The organism is Pseudomonas sp. SMV7 (assembly GCF_052041995.1).
GTDB lineage: Bacteria > Pseudomonadota > Gammaproteobacteria > Pseudomonadales > Pseudomonadaceae > Aquipseudomonas.
This window is the reverse complement of sequence record NZ_JBKGGT010000017.1, coordinates 37,767-57,334: the sequence shown is the minus strand read 5'-3', so window position 1 is coordinate 57,334 and position 19,568 is coordinate 37,767. Positions and strand designations below refer to the sequence as shown.

The window sequence follows — 19,568 nt, the reverse complement described above, 5'->3', positions numbered from 1 at the left end:
CCGTATCGCTCGATCATAAGCGTCCCCTCTCAGCCCATCTGGTTGATGCACACGACCTTGGGCTGGGTCATGTCCTCGTAGGCGAAGCGCACCCCCTCGCGGCCCAGGCTGCCATACTTGGAACCGCCGAATGGCATGGCGTCGAAGCGGTAGTCGGACGAGTCGTTGACCATCACGCCGCCCGCCTCGATGCGCTTCGCCAGGCTCAGCGCCAAGGACAAGTCACGGGTGAACACCCCGGCATGCAAGCTGTACTCCGGAGCATTGGCCAGGGCGACGGCCTGTTCGATGTCGTCGAAGGGCGCCAGCATCACCACCGGGGCGAACACTTCTTCGCGCCACAGCCGGCTGGCGTGGTCGACGTTTTCCAGCACCGTCGGCGCATAGCTGGCGCCCTGGCGCTGGTGGCCACAGAGCAGCCGGGCACCGCCCTGCAGGGCCTGGTTGACGCGCTCTTCGATGTGCCGTGCAGCGGCTTCGCTGATCATCGGCCCCATGTCGGTTTCGCGCAGGCTTGGGTCACCCAGCACCATGGCCTGGGTCAGGGCGACGAAGCGCTGGCGAAACGCTTGGTAGATCGAGGCGTCGACCAGGATGCGCTGGGTGCCGATGCAGTTCTGCCCGGCGGCCCAGAACGCGCCCGACACGCACGATTCGACAGTGGCTTCGAGGTCGCAGTCCTTGAGTACCAGCACCGGGGCGTTGCCGCCCAGGTCCATGGCGAGCTTTTTCAGGCCCGCGCCCTGGGCAATCTGCTCGCCCGTGGCGAAGCCGCCGGTAAAGGAAACCATGCGCACATCACGCACGGCCACCAGCGCCTTGCCCAGTTCGGCGCCGCCGGTGGCAACGCTGACAACGGTTTCCGGCAGCCCGGCATCGGTGAGGTACTGCACCAGCTTGAGCGCCGATAACGGGGCCAGCTCGGAAGGCTTGAGGATAACGGCATTGCCGCCGGCAATGGCCGGCCCCAGCTTGTGAGCCACCAGGTTGAGCGGGTCGTTGTACGGGGTGATGGCCAGGATCAGCCCCAGCGGCTCGCGAGTGAACCAGCCCTGGCGTGATTCGGAACCTTCATAGGCATCGAACGGCACCACTTCGCCGGCGTTGCGCCGCGCTTCCTCGGCGGACAGCTTGAGCGTGTTGATGCAGCGCTTTACCTCCTTTTCGGCCTGGCGCAGGGTCTTGCCCGCTTCATCGACAATCAGCCCGGCAAAATCGGCAGCGTCGCGTTCGATGAGGCGGGCGGCCTGTTCAAGAATGCTGGCGCGCCGGTGCCGGGGCAGCGCGGCACTCTCGCGAACCCCCTGGCGAGCACGCGCCAGCAGGCCCGGCACCGCGTCGGCCGTGAGGTTGGCGACGCTGCCGACCAGGCTGCCGTCGTAGGGGCTGTACACATCGATCAGGGCGGGTTGCTGGAAGGCTACCCGGGACACGGAAGTCAGGCTCATGAACGTAGCTCCTCAGGCCGAACGGCCAGCGGTGTGAATGGCGACGATATCCGACAGCAGGGCAAAGGCCGTTTCGACACGCCCCGCACCCGGGCCGGACACGGTCACGGCGCCCAGCAACTCGGTGTCGAACGCCACCGCGTTGGTTGCGCCGGTGATGCCGGCCAGCGGGTGGTTGCCAGGCAACAGGCGCGCTTCGACACTAGCCCGTACCGAGCCATCGGCGTCGCGGCTGGCGCTGCCGATCAGCTTCCAGCGCTCGCCCGCCGCCTGCGCCTGCTGGATGGCCGCACTGTCGATGCCAGTGATGCCGCTGCAGGTGACATCGCTCACCTGCAGGCAGGCACCGAGCAGCTCGTTGGCAAGGATGACCACTTTCAGGCGCACGTCGTGCCCTTCCACATCGGCGGTCGGGTCTGCCTCGGCGTAGCCAAGCGCTTGGGCCTGCGCCACCGCATCGGCAAAGCCAAGCCCTTGTTCCATGCGCGTCAGTACGTAGTTCGAAGTACCGTTGAGGATGCCCTCGAAGCCGACCAGGCCTGCGCCGGCCAAGGTCTGCCGGGCCATGCGCAGCACGGGTGTACCGCTCATCACTGCACCTTCGTATTCGAACGACACGCCGTTGGCCTTGGCCAGGGTTTTCAGCGCCTGGGCATGCAAGGCGATCGGCCCCTTGTTGGTGGTGACCACGTGCTTGCCCGCTTCCAGCGCCCAGCGGCAGAAGGTAGCCGCAGGCTCGCCATCCTTGGGGTTGGTGAAGGTGGCTTCGGCGATGATGTCGGCACCGGACTGCTTGATCACCGCCTCGTTGAATGCCTCGGCCGAACCCTGCGGGAACTGCGCCAGGGCGCCCTTCTCAGCGGGCAAGGCCGCCAGCCTGGCCGCATCCAGGCCATCGCGGTCGATCACCGAACCGAGGAACAGGTCGGTGACGCCGACGATCTTCAGGGCAAAGCCCAGTTCTCGCTGCCAGCGCGCATTGCGTTCGGCGATCAGTTGCGCCAGGGCACGGTTCACGCCGCCAAAGCCAACGAGTGCGATCTTGTATTCGGTCATGGTTTGCTGTCCTTTCCAGGCGATGGGTCGATGAGGACAAGCCTATGAGCCGGGCAATGCCAGTTGAATATGGCAATCCGCTGTATTTATTGGCCAATCTGGCCACTGCCCGAGCCGCAGCTGGGCGCCCCTCGCAATGCACAACGCCGCCAGGGCGCAAGCCCGGGCGGCGTTGTTGAGTCGCAGGTTGTGGTGCGAAGGTGCGGTTCAGATCACCGTGGCCAGGACGAACGACGTCACCGTGTTCTCGACCCCGGGCATGGCAGCAATTTCCTTCCACACATGATGCACCCGCTCCGGGCTGGAGGCCTCGACACGTAGCAGCAGGTCGAATTCGCCGCTGAGCACCTCGCACTGGATCACCTCGGGGATCTGGCGCAGGGCATCGAGCACCGCTTCACCCCGCATGCGGTCGTAGCGGTAGACGAAGATCACCGCGTTGATCAATGACGTGGGCCGTCGCCCCTCGCCAATGCGCAAGGTGTAGCCCTGGATGGCCCCGTCCCGCTCCAGGCGTTCGATGCGCTGGCGTACCGCATTGCGCGACAGGTTCACTTTCAGCCCCAGCTCGGCATGGGCGATGCGCGCATTGGCGGTGAGCTCGGCGAGAATACGCTCGTCCAGGGGGTCGAGAATGCGCTTCATCGCCGTGCCTGCAATTGGGCCAGCAGTTCATGAACCCCCGCCAGGTCCTCGCGCGCCAACAGCGGCCCGCTGCCTGCGGCACCGGTGACGCTGGCTGGCAGCTCGCCGTGCCAGGCGCCCAGTTCCGCCAGCAGCGCGGCGGACTTTTCCGGGGCAAATTGCCCCAGCGTGACGATCGGCGCGCCAATGTTGCGCCGGTGCAGGCGCCCGGCGAATGCCCCGGTTGCCGCATGCGGGTCTACCGCCGTGCCGGTCTCCTGGAACAGCGTGACGATTTCCTCGCGGATCAGCGCGTCGTCCACGGCATACGAGTCGAACAACATGCGCGCATGCAGCCATTGGCGGTTGCCGATGCTCAGCTCACCGCAATCCTCGAAGTGCTCCATCAACGCCCTGGTCGCCACGCCGTCGCGCTCATACAGCTCCCAGACGAAGCGCTCGAGGTTGGAGAACAGCGAGAAGTCCATCACCGGCGACAAGGTCTGGCTGGTTGAGCCACGGCTGTAGCGGTTGCAGTGGATGAAGCGGTGCAAGGCATCGTTGCGGTTGGTGGAGACAATGATCTGGTTGATCGGCAGGCCCATCTTCTGGGCGATGAAGCCCGCGTAGATCTCGGCAAAACTGGCCGTGGGAATGCTGAAACCGACCGGCCGGATGCCCCCGCCCAACTGCAGCGCCGCATGAAAATAGAACACGATCTGCGCCAGCACACCGACCCAGTTGGTCGAATTGAAGCTGACCGGAATCAGCTCCGGGCACGGCCACGCGCGCAGCAGCGCCGATACCAGCGACTGGCAGTCATCGAAGCTGCCATCGACGGCCACGCAGCTGACGCTTTCACCCGTGGCGTTGCGCATCACCGCGGCCCGGTCGGGCGGCGTCCCGGCGTTGGGGTACAGCGCCAGCAGGCGTGCCGTCGGGCAATGGCGCAAGGCGTCGATGGCTGCCACCGCGGTGTCGCCGTTGCTGGCACCAACCAGCATCACCCGCTCGCAATCGGCGCCGAGGAAATGGCGGATCAGCCGCGCCTGCAACTGCGCGGCAAAGTCCTTGGACGAACGGGTCGGCCCGTGAAACAGCTGCAGGATCCATTGGTTATGGCCAATCTGCTGCAACGGCGCGATACCACGGTGCCTGAACCCTCGGTAGCTGTCGCTGACCAGCGCGCGCAGGGTCGGCTCGTCGAGGGTATCGCCGACAAACGGTGCCATCACCCGCCAGGCCAGTTCATCGAACGGCAGCCAGGACCAGCTGGCGATTTCCTGCTGGCTGAAGGTCGGCACCGCAGTCGGTACGTAAAGGCCGCCATCGGCGGCCAGCCCGGAAAGCAGCGCCGTGCGGAAATCAACCCGTATCTCGTTGCCGCGCGTGGATGTGTACTGCATCGGTGCTCCAGGTGTGTATTGAATTAACGGTGCGCCATCGCCACCAACCAGTGGCTGAAGGCCTGGGCATCGCTGGACAACGCCTCCCCCAGGCCGCGTACCAGGTAGAACGATTCGCTGGCTTCGATACGCTGGGTAAACGGCGCTACCAGCCGCCCCTCCTGCAGCAAGTCCTCGACCAGCGACGAGCGCGCCAGCGCCACGCCGAGCCCGAGCTCCGCCATGCGCAAGGTCGACACCAGGGTGTCGAACTGCAAGCCGCTGGAAGAATCGACCTGATCGGCGCCAACCCGCTCCAGCCAGTAGCCCCAGCCCTCCTCGTAACCCAGCACATGCAGCAACGGCACGCCGGCCAGGTCGCGTGGCTCACGCAACGGCGAGCGGGCGGCCAGCGCAGGCGAGCAGACCGGCACCAGCACGTCGCGGGTCAGGCGCTGTGCCTCCACACCGGCCCATTGGCCGCAGCCCCAGCGGATTTCCAGGTCGTCCTCGGCATCCAGCTCCTTGACCCACAGGTTGCTGATGTAGCGGATATCCACCTGCGGGTGGGCACGGCGGAAATCGGCCAGCCGCGGCGCCAGCCAGAAGTGCAGGAACGACAGGCTGCCGCGCACCTTCAGCGGCCGCCGCTGGCGCTGCCCGAAGATTTCGTTGGTGCCCACTGCCAGGCGGCTGATCGCGTCCTGCACCACCGGCAGGTAGGACTGCCCTTCTTCGGTCAAGCCCAGCCCCCGCGGCAGGCGCTTGAACAGCGCCACCCCCAACTGGCTTTCCAGGTGACGAATCTGCTGGCTCACGGCCCCCTGGGTGAGGTGCAGCTCTTCCGCGGCATGGGTGAAGTTCAGGTAACGCGCCGACACTTCGAAGGCTCTCAGCCAGTTCAAGGGGGGCAGGGTTTTCTGGGTCATCGGCGGTTTCTCGTGGCAACGTTCCGGTGGCCTAGTATCACTCTGCTCAGGCAGGCTCGGAACCTGGCGTCACGGTTTCCAGCGGCAGCGGACGCTGCGCGCGGAACCTGCGGGTCAGCCAGTACGCCAGGTAGCACCAGGCAATGAACGGCAGGCCGAAGTACAGGGCCACGCGCTGGGCCGGGTCGAAGGCGATGCCGACGCTGGCCAGGACGCAGCAGAAGATCGCCGCCAGTGGCACGAACGGGTAGCCGCGCACGCGGAACTTGAGGTCTTCGAGCTTGCCGCCATGGGCGAGGTAATGGCGACGGAAGGCCATCTGGCTGACCGCGATGCTGATCCACACCACCACCACCGCCAGCCCGGAGATGGACACCAGCGCCAGGTAGATGGTGTCGGGCGCAAACACACTGCTCAGCAGCGAGGCCATGCCGCCGGCCATGCTCAGGACGATGGCATTGAACGGCGTGCCCCGGCGGGACAGCGCGGCATAGCGGCGCGGCATGTTGCCTTGGTCGCTGAGGGTCCAGAGCATGCGTGCGGCAGCGTAGAGCCCGGAGTTGGCTGCGGACAGCAGCGCAGTGATGATGACGAAGTTCATGATGTCTGCCGCGTAGGGGATGCCGATCATTTCAAAGGCCATCACGAACGGGCTTTCCACCACCCCGGCCTGCTCTCGCGGCAACAAGGTGGCGAGGACGAAAATGGTGCCGACGAAGAACAGCGCCAGGCGCAGCACCGTGGTGCGGATGGCCTTGGGCACGTTCTTTTCCGGGTCGCGGGTTTCGCCGGCGGCGATGCCGATCAGCTCGGTGCCGGAGAAGGCGAAGGCCACCGCCAGCAGGGTCATGGCAATCGACCAGAAGCCGGTGGGGAACAACCCTTCACGGGTGAAGTTGCCGAGCCCGACACTGTGCGCCTGGGTAATCTCGAACACGCCGAGGATCGCGCCACCACCCACTACCAGGAAGGCGACCACTGCCAGTACCTTGATCAAGGACAACCAGAATTCGGTTTCGGCAAACGAACGCACCGAAATGATATTGCTGATGAACACCGCCAGGCCGAACAGGGCACTCCATAGCCACACCGGTGTGTCAGGGAACCAGCGCACCATGAGGATGCCGGCGGCGGTGAATTCCGAGCCGATGGCCACGGTCCAGGTCAGCCAGTACATCCACGCCACCATGTAGCCGGTGCCCGGCCCGATGTAGCGCGTGGCGTAACTGCTGAACGAGCCGACCTCAGGCATGTGCACCGCCAGTTCGCCCAGGCACATCATCACCAGGTAGACCATGATCGCGCCGAGGATATAGGCGATGACCGCGCCCAGGGGCCCGGCCTGGTTGACTGTATAACCCGACGTCAGGAACAGGCCGGTACCGATGACACCGCCCAGCGCCAGCATGACGATATGGCGGGTTTGCATATCCTGCTTGAAGCTGTGCGCAGAAGCATTTGTCGTTGTAGTTGTCTGCAGGGACATTGTGGTTTTCTCATGAAAGTTGGCGGGCAAGGACGTTGCAACGACCTCGTCTTGGCAGAGCGAAGCGAATTGCCTTGCATATTGTTTTTGTTCGACTTCATGAACTGGCACCCGCCGCAAGGAACGGGCGCCTCGCGCGGGTCTCAGGCCTGTACTTCGGCCAGGCCGGCGTACGCGTCACCGTGCAGTTCCTTTGCTGCGGCCAACTCCTGGCGTACCGACGCACACGCCTGTGCCAGGTCTGCCAGCAGGTCCTCGGTGTCTTCGATGCCCACCGAAATACGCACCAACCCTTCGGAGATGCCCAGGGCCAGGCGTTCTTCGAGGGTGTTTTCCACATGGCTGGTGGTCCGCGCCGGGCCATAGATGGTTTCCACCGCGCCCAGGTTGCCTGCCCGGTGGGCGTACTTCAGGCGCGGCAGCAGCCGCGCCACGGTGGGCATGCCGCCCTTGAGCACGAAGCTGACAATGGCACCGAAACCGCGCATCTGCGCCTTGGCGATCGCGTGGCCCGGGTGCCCGGGCAACCCTGGGTAGTTGACCGCTTCGACCAGCGGCTCGCTGCTCAGGTACTGGGCCAGGGCCTGGGCGCTGGCCTGTTGCTGACGCAGGCGCAAGGCCAGGGTCTTGATCCCGCGAATGATCAGGTAGGCGGAAAACGGGTCCAGCGCCGCACCGTTGATTTCACGGTAGTGACGCACCTGCGCCATCAGCGGCTCGGCACCGCAAACCACCCCGCCCAGCACGTCACCGTGGCCGGACAGGAACTTGGTGGCGCTGTGCACCACCACGTCCACGCCCAGGGCCAGCGGGTTCTGGTTCAGCGGGGTGGCGAAGGTGTTGTCGGCCACCACCACGGCACCCACCCGCCGGGCAGCCGCACACAGGCGCTGGATGTCCAGTACCTTCAAGGTCGGGTTGGTCGGGGTTTCCAGGTACAGCACGTCGCAGCCGGCGGCGATTTCGCGCTCCAGCGCCTCGCTGTCGAGGGTGTCGCACAGGCACACTTGCACGCCCATGCGCGGCAGGAACTCTTCGAAGATCTTGTTGGTGCCACCGTAGCTGTCGCGGGTCGAGACCACGCGCTTGCCGGTGCAGAGGAAGGTATGCAGCACCGCGCTGATGGCTGCCATGCCACTGCTGAAGGCCACGGCCGACTCGGCCCGCTCCAGCTCGCACAGCTTGGCTTCCAGGGTCGCGACCGTCGGGTTGCTCATGCGGCTGTAGATGTAGCCCGGCAGTTTGCCCTGGGCCACGTCATACCAGGCGTCGATATCGTTGTAGCCGTAGGCGGCGCTGACCACGATCGGGGTCTGGGTGGCGTTGTACGGGTGCTGCACCTGCTCGCCGCCCCACACCACGCGCGTACCGACACCGGCCGCTGCATTGCCCTCGAATTTTTCGTTGTTGTTCATATCCGGTTCCCGCACGGCTGAGTTGTGTATGCCGATCGAGCATCGGCTTTCAGCGGACTATAGGGACATGGCGGGGGACTGAAAAACGATGGAATCCGGGTCTGAGTGGCGTTTTTTTTAATGGCTGGAGGCCGGGCGGCTGCGGCAGCCGCCCGGGCCCCTCATGGCTTCACGCCAGATTGCGCTTCAGCTCGGCAATGTGCTCCGGGCCGATGCCACAGCAGCCGCCGACCATGCTGGCGCCACGCTTGCGCCAGTCAGCGGCCCAGGCCAGGTAACCGGGCGGGTCGAGGTCTTCGCGCAGCTCGTCCAGGCCATCATTGGCGGTGGCTTCCTTCGGTTGCGGCGGGAAGGCGTTGGCATAGGCGCCGATGGCCACGTCAGCGTTGTGGCGCTCGATCACCGAGCGCGCCACGTCCACTGCAGCGCCGATGACCTCGGGCTGGCTGCAGTTGAACAGCACCGCCGCCACACCCAGGCCAACCACCGCCTCGATGGCCTCGGCCACAGGCTCGCCGGAACGCAGGCGCGGGGTTTCATCCACTTCCTCGTCCTGCAAGGTGAACGACACCCAGAACGGCTTGCCGTCTTCCGGCAGGTGGGCGTGGATGGCCCGTACTTCGGCAACCGAGCTCTGGGTTTCGGCCAGCCACAGGTCGACATGCGGGGCCAGGCCCTGCAACAGCGGCGACAGCACTTCCTCGACGCGCTCGGGCTGGAACAGGTCCGGGCGGTAGGAGCCGAACAGCGGCGGCAGCGAGCCCGCCACCTTGACCGGGTGCGCGCCAACATCAGCCGCGTGGCGTGCCAGCTGCCCTGCGATATTGGCCAGTTGGCGGCCTTCCTTGGCAAAACGCTCTTCGCCAATGTGGAAGGGCACCACCGCATAACTGTTGCTGGTGATGACCTGGGCACCGGCGGCGATGAATGCGGCATGAACGCCAACCACCGCTTCCGGCGCCTCGCTCAGCGCCAGCGCCGACCATTCAGGCTGGCGAAACGGCGCGCCACTGCGCTGCAGTTCACGGCCCATGCCACCGTCGAGAATCACCATCGCTCGCTGTTTCATATAACTACTCTGCAGGTTCTTATGAATTAAATTCATTATGTGAGTTTCGTTTATAACTATTAAATACACTTTCTCCTCATTGGCCAACATTTCAGGTATGTACATGCGATTTTCTACTGTGCTCGGTGCGGGCCTCGTGCTGCTCGCGACTGCTTCCCAGGCCTTTGCTGGCGCCACGCTGGAGCGGGTTGAATCGCGCAAGGAACTGGTCAACGTGCTGATGGAAAGCTACCCACCGTTCTCGTTCGTCAACGAGCAGAACCAGCTGGCCGGGTTCGACGTGGATGTGGCCAAGGCCGTGGCAGACAAGCTGGGCGTCAAGCTGCGCCTGGAAACCCCATCGTGGGACGTGATCGCCGCTGGCCGCTGGAGTGGCCGCTATGACATCTGCATCTGCTCGATGACCCCGAGCAAGGCCCGCGCCGAGGTGTTCGACTTCCCGGTGGAGTACTACGCCTCGCCTGCGGTGATCGTGGTCAACGCCAAGGATGAGCGCATCCATGGCGCGAAGGACCTGGACGGCCGCAAGGTCGGCCTGACCAGTGCATCGAGCTACGAGAGCTACCTGAACAAGAACCTGGTGATCGAAGGCAAGGAAGAGCAGAAGATCGACTACCCCTTCGACTTCGTGCAGATCGCGCCGTACGACACCGACAATGTCGCCTTCCAGGACCTGGGCCTGGGCGCTGGCGTGCGCCTGGACGCCATCCTCACCAACCTGGTGACCGCGCAGCCGCGCCTGGACCAGGACAAGCGTTTCAAGCTGGCCGGCGCCCCGCTGTATGAAGAGCCCAACTCGGTGGCCATCGAGAAAGGCGACCCGGAGTGGGATGCCAAGGTACGCCAGGTATTTGCCGAGCTGAAGGCTGACGGCACCCTGGCCAAGCTGTCGCAGAAATGGATCGGCGCCGATATCAGCAAATGAGCACCTTCCCACCGTCTCCCAAGCCCGTGGTGAAAGCCACGGGTGCCGGCCTGTTCGGCTTTCGCACCCGGTTACTGCTGACCTGGCTGGCGCTGTTCGGCCTGTTCGTCGCGTTTTTCCTCAGCTTCGACCTGAAGTTTTCGATCATCCTGGAGAAATTCCCGAACCTTGCCGGTTTCAAGCTGGGGCCCAACGGCTTTCTGCAGGGTGCAGCGCTGACCCTGTTCCTGTGCCTGTGTTCGATGCTGGTGTCGGTGCTGTTCGGTTTTGCCGCGGCCTTGGCGCGCCTGTCGAACAGTGCGGTGCTGGTGGGCATCGCCAGCTTCTACACCTCGTTCTTCCGCGGCACGCCGCTGCTGATCCAGATCCTGCTGATCTATCTGGGGCTGCCACAGCTGGGCCTGGTGCCGGGCGCCATCAGCGCCGGCATCATCGCCTTGTCGCTGAACTATGGCGCCTACCTGAGCGAGATCTTCCGCGCCGGCATTCTTGGTGTCGCCCGCGGGCAGCGTGAAGCGGCGCTGGCGCTGGGCATGCGCACGCCGCAAATCTTCTGGCACATCATCCTGCCCCAGGCCATGCGCGTGATCATTCCGCCGACGGCCAACCAGTTCATCTCGATGCTCAAGGACTCGTCGCTGATTTCGGTGATGGGCGTCTGGGAGGTGATGTTCCTGGCGCAGTCGTACGGGCGCTCGAGCTATCGCTACCTGGAGATGCTGACCACGGCAGCGGTGATCTACTGGGTGCTGTCGATTCTGCTGGAGCTGGTGCAGGCGCGGCTGGAGCGGCATTTTGGCCGGGCTTACCAGCGCTGAGGACCAGGCGCGGTAGGCAGCTTTCTGTGGGAGCGGGCGTGCCCGCTCCCGAAGACAGTCACAGCGCTTTCATTTCAGCGATATCCCGCGCCACCTGATCGGCCGACTGGTCGAACATCGCCTGCTCCTGCGCATCCAGCGGCAGCTCGATCACCCGCGCCAGCCCCTGCTCGGCCAGGACGCAAGGCACGCCCATGGCAATCTCCTTGCGCCCATACTCGCCCTGCAGAATCGCCACCGCCGGCAAGATGCGGTTCCGCCCGTTGGCGATTGCGTCCACCATCTGCGCAATGGCCACGCCCGGCGCATCGCAGGCGCTGCCCAGCTTCTTCAAGCCAAGGATCTCGCCGCCACCTTTGCGCGTGCGCTCGACGATCTGCTCGATCTGCTCACTGGACAGGAAGTGCGCCAACGGCACCGAGCCGATCTGGCAGTAGCGCATCAGCGGTACCATGCTGTCGCCATGCCCGCCCAGCACCAGTGCGGTGATATCGCGGGCGGAGAAACCGGTCTGTTCGGCAATGAAGCACTTCATCCGCGCGGTATCCAGCACCCCTGCCTGGCCGAACACCTTGTTGCGCCCCTGCCCGCTGAGGCTCCAGGCGCGGTAGGTGAGCACGTCGACCGGGTTGGACACCACCAGCACGGTCGCCGCCGGCGCATGCTGCTTGATGTCCGCCATGATGCCGTCGAGGATGGGCAGGTTGGTAGCGAGTACATCCTGTCGCGACTGGCCCGGCTTGCGCGGCACGCCTGCAGTAATCACCACCAGCTCGGAGCCCTGCAGCAGCTCGGCATTGCCGCCGCCATGCACGCGGGTATCGGAACCTGATTCGACTGCCGCTTGCCACACGTCCAGCGCCTTGCCCTTGGCCATTTCACCCTGCACGTCCACCAGCACCAGCTCACGGCACAGCTCGTCCCGGGCAATGATTTGCGCCGCCGCCTCGCCGACGATGCCGGCGCCCACGATTGACAGTTTGTTCATCTGACACCTCCCAGCGGCGCGTGCCACCAGGAACACGCCTGCGTATAGAGATGAAGTATTGTCCGCCGGGGCTGAATGACCAGTCGCAGGTCGATAAATGCGTCTTCGATCGCTACAACAGCTGGCCGGTGTGCCGCGCTGCCAGCGGGCAGACGGGGGCCGGCGTCATGGCATGCTCCCGAGCACCACGAGCGCGAGCACCAGGTAACGCCCACCCTTGGCCAGGATGACCAGCAACAGGAACCGCCAGAACGGTTCGCGCATGACCCCGGCCACCAGGGTGATCGGATCGCCGATCAGCGGTACCCAGCTCAGCAGCAGTGACCAGTATCCGTAGCGCCGGTACATGACCTGCGCCTTCGCCAGTTTGGCCTCGCTGACCGGGAACCAGCGCTTGTGGCGCAAATGTTCGATGCCCCGGCCAAGCACCCAGTTCGCCACAGAGCCAAGCACGTTGCCGGCGGTGGCCACCGCGACCAGCGTCACTGGCAGGTAGTGCCCGGACAGGAGCATCGCGACCAGCGCCGCTTCCGATTGCATGGGTAACAAGGTTGCCGCTGCAAACGCGGCCAGGAACAGCCCGAGGTAGCTGGTGAATTCGAACACGGCGCTACAGGTTCCTGGTGATTTGCTTGAATTCGTCGAGGGCCTGACGCTCGCCCTCGCCCATGCTGGCGATGCTATTCACCCCGCAGGGTCGCGTCAAACCTGCGGCATGGCTGCGGAAACGAAATCATCATGACGACAGCGCCCGAGCAGAAATGGCAATACGGTGATTGATATTCAAAGATCCGTTACTTTTGTACCGCCCTGATTTAATGTAGAGACAGATAGGTTTTATGTTGAGTACTCTACTTGATCAACTGGTTGCTATTGATTCTCGGGCTGCCGACGGCCAACGCCACCGAGCGCATGCGCGCCTGGAGAACCCTGAAGGCCTGCGGTGCCGCTGTGCTGCGAGATGGCGTATACCTGCTGCCGGAACAAAGCACGGGGCGCGAAACGTTCGAAGCCGTGGAGCGAGACGTGCTGGCGATCAACGGCACGGCATTTCTGCTGACGCTGGCGGAACGTGAAGAGCGCTTCAGCGGGCTGTTCGACCGCAGTGACGAGTACAGCAAACTCCTCGCAGACATCGCCGGCTGCCGGGCGGGCCTGTCGCCGGACAATGCCCTGCAGACAGCACGGCAGGCGCGCAAGCTCAGGAAGCTGTTCGCCCAGCTGGCCGCCATCGACTTCTTCCCGGGCACCCTGAACGCTCAGGCCGACACGGCGTTGCAGGCGCTTGAGACAGCCATCAGCCGCGCCTTGTCTGCCGATGAGCCGCGTGCCCATGAGCACGCCATCACCCGCCTGGCGCGCGGCGACTACCAAGGCCGGCGCTGGGCGACCCGCAAGCGCCCATGGGTCGATCGCCTGGCCTGTGCCTGGCTTATCCGCCGCTTCATTGATCCCGAGGCCCGGTTCATCTGGCTGGACAGCCCCGGCGACTGCCCGGACGATGCGCTGGGCTTCGATTTCGATGGCGCCAGGTTCAGCCATGTCGGGCAGCGCGTGTCCTTCGAAACGCTTATCGAGAGTTTTGATGTTCAGCAGCCAGGCCTGGCACGCCTGGCAAGTGTGATCCACTACCTGGATGTGGGGGGCTACCAACCCTCCGAAGCACCCGGTATCGAACGCGTCCTCGCCGGCTTGCGAGCAAGCATCGGCGATGATGACCAACTGACAACCGTCGCCGGGGGCATCTTCGATGGGCTGCTGACGGCTTTCGCAAGTGAGGAAATCGAAAATGGTTGATACCCCCTCCGCCGTGAGCGAACAGTCACAGCCGCAGGCTGCCATGCGGCCGATCGGCCTGTTCGAGGCCTTCCTGTTCTGGCTCAAGCTGGGTTTCATCAGCTTTGGCGGGCCTGCCGGGCAGATTTCGATCATGCACCAGGAGCTGGTCGAGCGCCGCCGGTGGATCAGCGAGAAGCGCTTCCTGCACGCACTGAACTACTGCATGCTGCTGCCCGGCCCCGAGGCCCAGCAGCTCGCCACGTACATCGGCTGGCTGATGCACCGCTCATGGGGCGGCGTGATTGCCGGCGCGCTGTTCGTGCTGCCTTCACTGTTCATCCTGATTGGCTTGTCCTGGGTCTACATCGCCTTCGGCGAGGTACCGGTGGTCGCCGGCATCTTCTATGGCATCAAGCCGGCGGTTACCGCCATCGTCGTTCATGCGGCCCACCGGATCGGCTCGCGGGCGCTGAAGAACGGCTGGCTGTGGGCCATGGCCGCGGCCTCGTTCGTGGCCATCTTCGCACTCAACGTGCCATTCCCGCTGATCGTGCTGGCCGCCGCGCTGATCGGCTATGCGGGCGGCCGCTTCGCGCCAGGCAAGTTCGTGATCGGTGGTGGCCATGGGGCTGCGAAGAACAGCTACGGCCCGGCGCTGATCGATGACGACACCCCGACGCCTGAACATGCCCGCTTCAGCTGGGGTCACCTGCTGCGCCTGCTGCTGGTCGGTGCTGCGTTGTGGTGCCTGCCCATAGCGCTACTGACCCTGACGTTCGGCTGGGGTGCGACCCTGACCCAGATGGGCTGGTTCTTCACCAAGGCCGCGCTGTTGACCTTTGGCGGGGCCTACGCCGTGTTGCCCTATGTCTACCAGGGCGCTGTCAGCCATTACGGCTGGCTGTCACCCACACAAATGATCGACGGGCTCGCCCTGGGTGAAACCACGCCAGGGCCGCTGATCATGGTGGTGGCCTTTGTCGGCTTCGTTGGAGGTTACCTGCACCCGATGTTTGGCGCGGCACACCCGTTCCTCGCGGGCGCGGTCGCGGCCAGCCTGGTTACCTGGTTCACCTTCCTGCCGTCGTTCCTGTTCATTCTCGGCGGTGGGCCGTTGGTGGAGTCGACGCATAACGAGGTGAAGTTCACTGCGCCGCTGACCGGGATTACGGCGGCGGTGGTGGGAGTGATCCTGAACCTGGCGATGTTCTTCGGTTACCACGTGCTTTGGCCGAAGGGGTTCGCTGGCGCGTTCGACTGGCCTTCGGCGGTAATTGCGGTTGCGGCGGCGGTCGCCTTGTTCCGCTTCAAGCGGGGGGTGATTCAGGTGCTGATTGGCTGTGCCGTGCTTGGCCTGGTGGTGCATATGGTACGGGTTTGAGGCGCCAGCACGTGGCACGTTGATCAGGAGCGATTGCAGTATGGGTATCGGCCCCAGGTGCACACATATTCCCAGAGCAGCTTTCGCTCCAGGTGCTTGATGTAGGCAGTGGTGTAAGGCTCGCCCATCTCCACAGGGCAAGCCGAAACCCAAAGATGCTCAAGTGGCGTGGTTTCGAGAAGTGTCAGCCTGAACGTATTGCCTCCGGAATGTCCGGGGCGTTCGCTGAACGCTGAAGTGTTGAACTGACGCAACCGGTCAGCCAGCGTCTGCCCCGTCGTTTCGCCGATGTAGATGATGAAATCGTTGTTTACCCGGTAGTTGTCAGGCTTCTTTTTACTGCGCGCGATGAAGTACACGCCCGGTAGATGCTTTCCCTTGAGCTCCGTCCGTTCGGACCAAGGATGCCAATCACAAAACCCTACTTCGCCGATCATACAACGCCCTTCCTGAAAAGATGTCGTTTTAACATCATTGACCGGATAAGGGGATCCATTTTTCGGGCTCATCTGCTCCGGCCGGTAAAGCGCTATTTCGGCTGAATTCAATAGGTATTATTCTTCCAGCGCAGGCCTGCTTCTTGCACCCGGTGCGTACGCTGTGTCTGCCATCCGCTGCTGGAACACTGCCCCGTTTGCCATGGAGCTGATTCGATGAGCACCCTCAAAGCGACCCTGCCGCCGCCTAACATGCTCATCGCCTTCGAGGCCGCGGGGCGGCACTTGAGCTTTACCCGCGCGGCGCTCGAGCTGCATGTCACCCGCGTGGCAGTGAGTCAGCAGATCAATGGGCTGGAGAAGTTTCTGGGGGTCAAGCTGTTTCAGCGGCTCGACCGCACCATACGCTTCACCCCCCACGGCGCCCGTTACCACGCAGCCATCACCGCCTCGCTGGAAATGGCCATGGAAGCCACGTCGGCACTCACCCGCCGCCCTGAGAGCCATGTGGTGACCGTCAGCGCCACGGCCGGGGTTATCACCTATTGGCTGATGCCCAACATGGGCACGCTCAGGGCCCAGCACCCACATGTCGAACTGCGCCTGATCGTGCTAGACCGCACCTCGGTCGATGAGGTCGATGCCGACTTGGTGGTAGCGTACGGCAACCCGCCGTTCTCCGGTGCGCAGTCCACCTTGCTGGTTCGTCAGAGCATCGCCCCCACCTGTTCGGCGGCGTACCTGGAAAACCGCGAACCTCCACGCAGCATCGAGGAGCTCTTCGAGCACCCGCTGATTCACTTGGAAGGGCCCTATGACCGCCTGACGCGCTGGTCGACCTGGTTCGCCTCCAAACATGTCGCGATGACCAAGCCGAAAGCCAGCATTACCGTCGATACCTACACCAATCTGGTGCAGGCCGTGCTGGATGGGCAGGGCTTCGGCCTTATCGGCCCGCCGCTGATGGAGCGCTTCCTGTCCAACCGCCTACTGGTGCAGCCACTGCGCACCGACCCGGTGCCATGTCACGGCTTTCACCTGGTAAAGCCTGCTCGGGCGCGAGAAACCATGGCCGCGGCGCAGGTCGGCGAGTGGATCAGGCAGACCTTCGGCGAACCCCACTGAAGCGGCGAAGCCGGGTATGCGCCGTAAGGGTGCATTACGTCTTTTTGGTTAAGTTTTTCTTACTTAAACGGCACTGAAAATCCTACGTTTACAGGCCTGAACGATCCCGGCAGGATGAGCCTGCCTTCACAGGAAATGCCGCATCAGGAAAAGAACAACGCCGGCCCTTGACCTGAAAACGCAGCCACCCGGCCATTCGCGCCGGGGTGAAGTAACCCAATGAATGTCCAGCCAACCGAACCTTCCCCGCGAGCCATCCGTGGCCTTGCGCGGGCCCGTTCAGCCTGGATTTTGCAACAGACCAGCAGGGGCACACCGGATGAGCAAGAAACAGATCAAACTCGGCCTTTCCATGCGTTACATGGGTTATCACGTGGGGGCCTGGCGCCACCCGGAGCTCAAGGTCGACGCGGCGTCGGACTTCCAGTCGTTCCTGGAAGTGGCCCGTACCGCCGAGCGCAACAAGTTCGACCTGCTGTTTCTTGCCGATGGCATCGGCATCCGCGCCGATGATGTGCCGGCCGGTTCGCTGTGCCGCTCCAGCCACAACGCCGAACTCGAACCGCTGACCCTGCTCTCGGCCATCGCCGCCTGCACCCAGCGTATCGGCCTGGTCGCCACTGCCTCGACCACCTACAACGAGCCTTACCATATCGCCCGCAAGTACGGTTCGCTCGACATGATCAGCGCCGGGCGCGCCGGCTGGAACGTGGTGACCTCGTGGTCGGAACAGGAAGCATGGAACTTCAACCGCGCCAAGCACCTGGACTACGACACCCGTTATGAGCGCGCCGAGGAATTCGTCGAGGTGGTCACCGGCCTGTGGGACAGCTGGGACCAGGATGCCTTCGTCCATGACAAGCAAAGCAGCGTGTTCTATGACGAGAGCAAGCTGCATGTGCTCAACCACGTCGGCAAACACTTCTCGGTGCGCGGCCCGCTGTCGGTCAAGCGCTCGCCCCAGGGCCGGCCGATCCTGGTACAGGCCGGCACGTCCGAAGTCGGTCAGCAGATTGCCGCGCAGCATTGCGACATCGTCTTCGCCGCCAAGCAGCACATCGGCTCGGCCCAGCAATACTACGCCTCGGTCAAGGACCGCCTGGCCGGCTTCGGGCGGCGCCGCGAAGACTTGCTGATGATGGTCGGCCTGACCCCCATCGTCGGCTCCAGCCGTACCCACGCCCAGGAGAAGTACGAGCAGCTGCAGGAAATGATCAACCCGCTGGTGGGGCTGGCGATGCTCAAGCGCTCGTTCGGCGACCTGTCGGCCATGGACCTGGACGGCCCGGTACCGGAACCGAACCTGGAAAACGTGGGGCTGCGCAGCAGCGCGCAGATGTACTACGAGACCGCACAGCGCGAGGGCCTGAGCATTCGCCAGCTGTACAAGCGCATCGGCATGGCCCAGGAGCACCTGACCATCGTCGGCACCGGCCAGGACGTGGCCGATCAGATGGAAGCCTGGATCGACGAAGAGGCCGCCGACGGCTTCAACATCGCCCCCACGCACCTGCCCCATGGCATCGACGACTTCGTCGAACACGTATTACCCGAACTTCGCCGCCGTGGCCGCTTTCGCGAGGAATACGAGGGCGAAACGCTGCGTGAGAACCTTGGCCTGCCCGTGCCGAAAAGCCGCTTCGCCTGACCCTACCGGAGAGACGTCATCATGTCGCAGATCCAGACTCAACTCGTCGCTACCCACGTCGCGCTGGAAGAGGGTGACCCGGCCGCCGACCCGCGCCTGTTCCGCCGCTGCCTGGGGCAATACGCAACCGGTGTCGCGGTGGTGACCGCCAGCAGCGGCCAGGTGCTCAATGGCATGACCATCAACTCGTTCGCTTCCTTGTCGCTGGAGCCCGCGCTGGTGCTCTGGTCGATCGCCCGCAGCTCGCGCAGCTTCGAATTCTTCAGCCAGTGCCAGAGCTTCGCGATCAACGTGCTGTGCGCCGACCAGATGCACCTGTCGCAGCTGTTTTCCAGCAAGCAGGAAGACCGCTTCAGCGCTGCGCAATGGCAGCCCGGCATGCACGGCTCGCCGTTGCTGGCCGGTTGCATCGCGCACCTGGAATGCACCCTGGAACAGACCTTCGAGGGCGGCGACCACCTGGTACTGGTCGGGCGCGTCACCCGCATCGCCCGTTATGCCGGCACGCCGCTGCTGTTCAGCCAGGGCCAGTACAGCATCGCCGACGTGCACCCGGACCTGTCCGGGGAGCCCGAGTCGGCGGGAAGCCTGCCACGCCCCGAGCACAACCTGCTGTCGTCGATCTTCGATGCCCACCATGCGCTGTCAGAAGCCTTCGAAGAGCATCGCCGGGCCGAGGGCGTGAGTGTCGCTGTAGCGCGAGTTCTGGCCTCCTTGTACGCCCGCCCTGGGATCGGCATCGAGGCCCTGGCCAGGGAAACCTACCTGGGCCAGCGCGATGTCGAGGATGCCCTGGCCGAGTTGCAGCGCAAGGCCATGCTGCTGCGCGACAACGACGGCGGCTTGCGCCTGACAGCGCTGGGCGAGCGTTCACGCATCGCTATCCGCGACCGCTGGCACGCCTTCCAGAAGGCCCAGCTGGCCGGCACTTCGGCCCATGATCTGAAGATCACCCTGGCGACCCTGGACCGCTTGCTTGGACGCCAGGCAGTAGCTGGCGTGGCCCATGCATGATCGGATGGCCTGACAACAGGCAAGCCTTGCGCAAGATGGCC

18 protein-coding genes are annotated in these 19,568 nt (G+C 64.2%); 7 read left to right on the top strand and 11 right to left on the bottom strand.

Annotated elements, in window-relative coordinates; all coding sequences use genetic code 11:
- Nucleotides 1-29: 29 nt before the first annotated feature.
- The 8 genes from ACLEJP_RS19505 to ACLEJP_RS19470 form a co-directional block, all read right to left on the bottom strand.
- Nucleotides 30-1,448, bottom strand: a complete 1,419-nt coding sequence (locus ACLEJP_RS19505; RefSeq protein WP_440808972.1) for an aldehyde dehydrogenase family protein — start codon at nt 1,446-1,448, stop codon at nt 30-32.
- Between the two features lie 12 nt (nt 1,449-1,460).
- A complete protein-coding gene (locus ACLEJP_RS19500) occupies nt 1,461-2,504 on the bottom strand; it encodes a homoserine dehydrogenase (protein WP_440808970.1) in 1,044 nt (347 codons plus the stop codon).
- 207 nt (nt 2,505-2,711) lie between these two features.
- Nucleotides 2,712-3,149 carry an Lrp/AsnC family transcriptional regulator gene (locus ACLEJP_RS19495; protein WP_015268886.1) on the bottom strand — a complete coding sequence of 146 codons (438 nt, stop codon included), beginning with the start codon at nt 3,147-3,149 and terminating at the stop codon, nt 2,712-2,714.
- Entirely contained in the window at nt 3,146-4,534 is a 1,389-nt protein-coding gene (locus tag ACLEJP_RS19490; protein WP_440808968.1) for a threonine synthase, read from the bottom strand. The genes ACLEJP_RS19495 and ACLEJP_RS19490 overlap by 4 nt, the downstream gene beginning before the upstream one ends.
- 23 nt (nt 4,535-4,557) lie before the next feature.
- Nucleotides 4,558-5,442 (bottom strand): LysR substrate-binding domain-containing protein, encoded by an 885-nt coding sequence (locus ACLEJP_RS19485; RefSeq protein ID WP_440808966.1) that lies wholly within the window; start codon nt 5,440-5,442, stop codon nt 4,558-4,560.
- Between the two features lie 46 nt (nt 5,443-5,488).
- A complete protein-coding gene (locus ACLEJP_RS19480) occupies nt 5,489-6,928 on the bottom strand; it encodes an amino acid permease (RefSeq protein ID WP_440808965.1) in 1,440 nt (479 codons plus the stop codon).
- Nucleotides 6,929-7,071: 143 nt separating this feature from the next.
- Nucleotides 7,072-8,343 carry a cystathionine gamma-synthase family protein gene (locus ACLEJP_RS19475; RefSeq protein WP_440808964.1) on the bottom strand — a complete coding sequence of 424 codons (1,272 nt, stop codon included), beginning with the start codon at nt 8,341-8,343 and terminating at the stop codon, nt 7,072-7,074.
- Between the two features lie 169 nt (nt 8,344-8,512).
- Entirely contained in the window at nt 8,513-9,397 is an 885-nt protein-coding gene (locus ACLEJP_RS19470; protein WP_225780785.1) for a homocysteine S-methyltransferase family protein, read from the bottom strand.
- A gap of 118 nt (nt 9,398-9,515) precedes the next feature.
- Between ACLEJP_RS19470 and ACLEJP_RS19465 the strand changes: the two genes are divergently transcribed.
- Both ACLEJP_RS19465 and ACLEJP_RS19460 read left to right on the top strand, forming a co-directional pair.
- Nucleotides 9,516-10,337: an ABC transporter substrate-binding protein gene (locus ACLEJP_RS19465; RefSeq protein WP_186673913.1), complete on the top strand. Its 822-nt coding sequence runs from the start codon at nt 9,516-9,518 to the stop codon at nt 10,335-10,337.
- Nucleotides 10,334-11,155: an amino acid ABC transporter permease gene (locus ACLEJP_RS19460; protein ID WP_440808961.1), complete on the top strand. Its 822-nt coding sequence runs from the start codon at nt 10,334-10,336 to the stop codon at nt 11,153-11,155. Before ACLEJP_RS19465 ends, ACLEJP_RS19460 begins: the two co-directional genes overlap by 4 nt.
- A gap of 58 nt (nt 11,156-11,213) precedes the next feature.
- On the opposite strand, the gene ACLEJP_RS19455 is transcribed toward ACLEJP_RS19460, so the two are convergent.
- Together ACLEJP_RS19455 and ACLEJP_RS19450 are read right to left on the bottom strand one after the other, a co-directional pair.
- Nucleotides 11,214-12,143 carry a malate dehydrogenase gene (locus ACLEJP_RS19455; protein WP_440808960.1) on the bottom strand — a complete coding sequence of 310 codons (930 nt, stop codon included), beginning with the start codon at nt 12,141-12,143 and terminating at the stop codon, nt 11,214-11,216.
- 165 nt (nt 12,144-12,308) lie between these two features.
- Nucleotides 12,309-12,749, bottom strand: coding sequence for a YqaA family protein (locus ACLEJP_RS19450; RefSeq protein ID WP_440808957.1), 441 nt, complete (start codon nt 12,747-12,749; stop codon nt 12,309-12,311).
- Between the two features lie 249 nt (nt 12,750-12,998).
- On the opposite strand from ACLEJP_RS19450, the gene ACLEJP_RS19445 reads away from it, so the two are divergent.
- Nucleotides 12,999-13,940: a chromate resistance protein ChrB domain-containing protein gene (locus ACLEJP_RS19445; protein WP_440808954.1), complete on the top strand. Its 942-nt coding sequence runs from the start codon at nt 12,999-13,001 to the stop codon at nt 13,938-13,940.
- Nucleotides 13,933-15,303 (top strand): chromate efflux transporter, encoded by a 1,371-nt coding sequence (chrA, locus tag ACLEJP_RS19440; protein ID WP_440808952.1) that lies wholly within the window; start codon nt 13,933-13,935, stop codon nt 15,301-15,303. Before ACLEJP_RS19445 ends, chrA begins: the two co-directional genes overlap by 8 nt.
- Nucleotides 15,304-15,326: 23 nt before the next feature.
- Here chrA and ACLEJP_RS19435 read toward each other — a convergent pair whose 3' ends face one another.
- A complete protein-coding gene (locus tag ACLEJP_RS19435; protein ID WP_440808949.1) occupies nt 15,327-15,740 on the bottom strand; it encodes a hypothetical protein in 414 nt (137 codons plus the stop codon).
- Nucleotides 15,741-15,956: 216 nt separating this feature from the next.
- Here ACLEJP_RS19435 and ACLEJP_RS19430 point away from each other — a divergent pair, with 216 nt between their 5' ends.
- The 3 genes from ACLEJP_RS19430 to ACLEJP_RS19420 all read left to right on the top strand — a co-directional run bounded on the left by ACLEJP_RS19430 (nt 15,957) and on the right by ACLEJP_RS19420 (nt 19,527).
- Nucleotides 15,957-16,865 (top strand): LysR substrate-binding domain-containing protein, encoded by a 909-nt coding sequence (locus ACLEJP_RS19430; RefSeq protein ID WP_440808947.1) that lies wholly within the window; start codon nt 15,957-15,959, stop codon nt 16,863-16,865.
- Nucleotides 16,866-17,184: 319 nt separating this feature from the next.
- Entirely contained in the window at nt 17,185-18,513 is a 1,329-nt protein-coding gene (locus ACLEJP_RS19425; RefSeq protein WP_440808945.1) for an LLM class flavin-dependent oxidoreductase, read from the top strand.
- A gap of 21 nt (nt 18,514-18,534) precedes the next feature.
- Nucleotides 18,535-19,527: a flavin reductase gene (locus tag ACLEJP_RS19420; protein ID WP_440808942.1), complete on the top strand. Its 993-nt coding sequence runs from the start codon at nt 18,535-18,537 to the stop codon at nt 19,525-19,527.
- Nucleotides 19,528-19,568: the final 41 nt, after the last annotated feature.

What these genes read in the sequence shown, in the direction of transcription:
- ACLEJP_RS19505 (WP_440808972.1), bottom strand. Translation starts at nt 1,448, where the DNA reads ATGAGCCTGACTTCCGTGTCCCGGGTAGCCTTCCAGCAACCCGCCCTG.
- ACLEJP_RS19500 (WP_440808970.1), bottom strand. Translation starts at nt 2,504, where the DNA reads ATGACCGAATACAAGATCGCACTCGTTGGCTTTGGCGGCGTGAACCGT.
- ACLEJP_RS19495 (WP_015268886.1), bottom strand. Translation starts at nt 3,149, where the DNA reads ATGAAGCGCATTCTCGACCCCCTGGACGAGCGTATTCTCGCCGAGCTC.
- ACLEJP_RS19490 (WP_440808968.1), bottom strand. Translation starts at nt 4,534, where the DNA reads ATGCAGTACACATCCACGCGCGGCAACGAGATACGGGTTGATTTCCGC.
- ACLEJP_RS19485 (WP_440808966.1), bottom strand. Translation starts at nt 5,442, where the DNA reads ATGACCCAGAAAACCCTGCCCCCCTTGAACTGGCTGAGAGCCTTCGAA.
- ACLEJP_RS19480 (WP_440808965.1), bottom strand. Translation starts at nt 6,928, where the DNA reads ATGTCCCTGCAGACAACTACAACGACAAATGCTTCTGCGCACAGCTTC.
- ACLEJP_RS19475 (WP_440808964.1), bottom strand. Translation starts at nt 8,343, where the DNA reads ATGAACAACAACGAAAAATTCGAGGGCAATGCAGCGGCCGGTGTCGGT.
- ACLEJP_RS19470 (WP_225780785.1), bottom strand. Translation starts at nt 9,397, where the DNA reads ATGGTGATTCTCGACGGTGGCATGGGCCGTGAACTGCAGCGCAGTGGC.
- ACLEJP_RS19465 (WP_186673913.1), top strand. Translation starts at nt 9,516, where the DNA reads ATGCGATTTTCTACTGTGCTCGGTGCGGGCCTCGTGCTGCTCGCGACT.
- ACLEJP_RS19460 (WP_440808961.1), top strand. Translation starts at nt 10,334, where the DNA reads ATGAGCACCTTCCCACCGTCTCCCAAGCCCGTGGTGAAAGCCACGGGT.
- ACLEJP_RS19455 (WP_440808960.1), bottom strand. Translation starts at nt 12,143, where the DNA reads ATGAACAAACTGTCAATCGTGGGCGCCGGCATCGTCGGCGAGGCGGCG.
- chrA (WP_440808952.1), top strand. Translation starts at nt 13,933, where the DNA reads ATGGTTGATACCCCCTCCGCCGTGAGCGAACAGTCACAGCCGCAGGCT.
- ACLEJP_RS19435 (WP_440808949.1), bottom strand. Translation starts at nt 15,740, where the DNA reads ATGATCGGCGAAGTAGGGTTTTGTGATTGGCATCCTTGGTCCGAACGG.
- ACLEJP_RS19430 (WP_440808947.1), top strand. Translation starts at nt 15,957, where the DNA reads ATGAGCACCCTCAAAGCGACCCTGCCGCCGCCTAACATGCTCATCGCC.
- ACLEJP_RS19425 (WP_440808945.1), top strand. Translation starts at nt 17,185, where the DNA reads ATGAGCAAGAAACAGATCAAACTCGGCCTTTCCATGCGTTACATGGGT.
- ACLEJP_RS19420 (WP_440808942.1), top strand. Translation starts at nt 18,535, where the DNA reads ATGTCGCAGATCCAGACTCAACTCGTCGCTACCCACGTCGCGCTGGAA.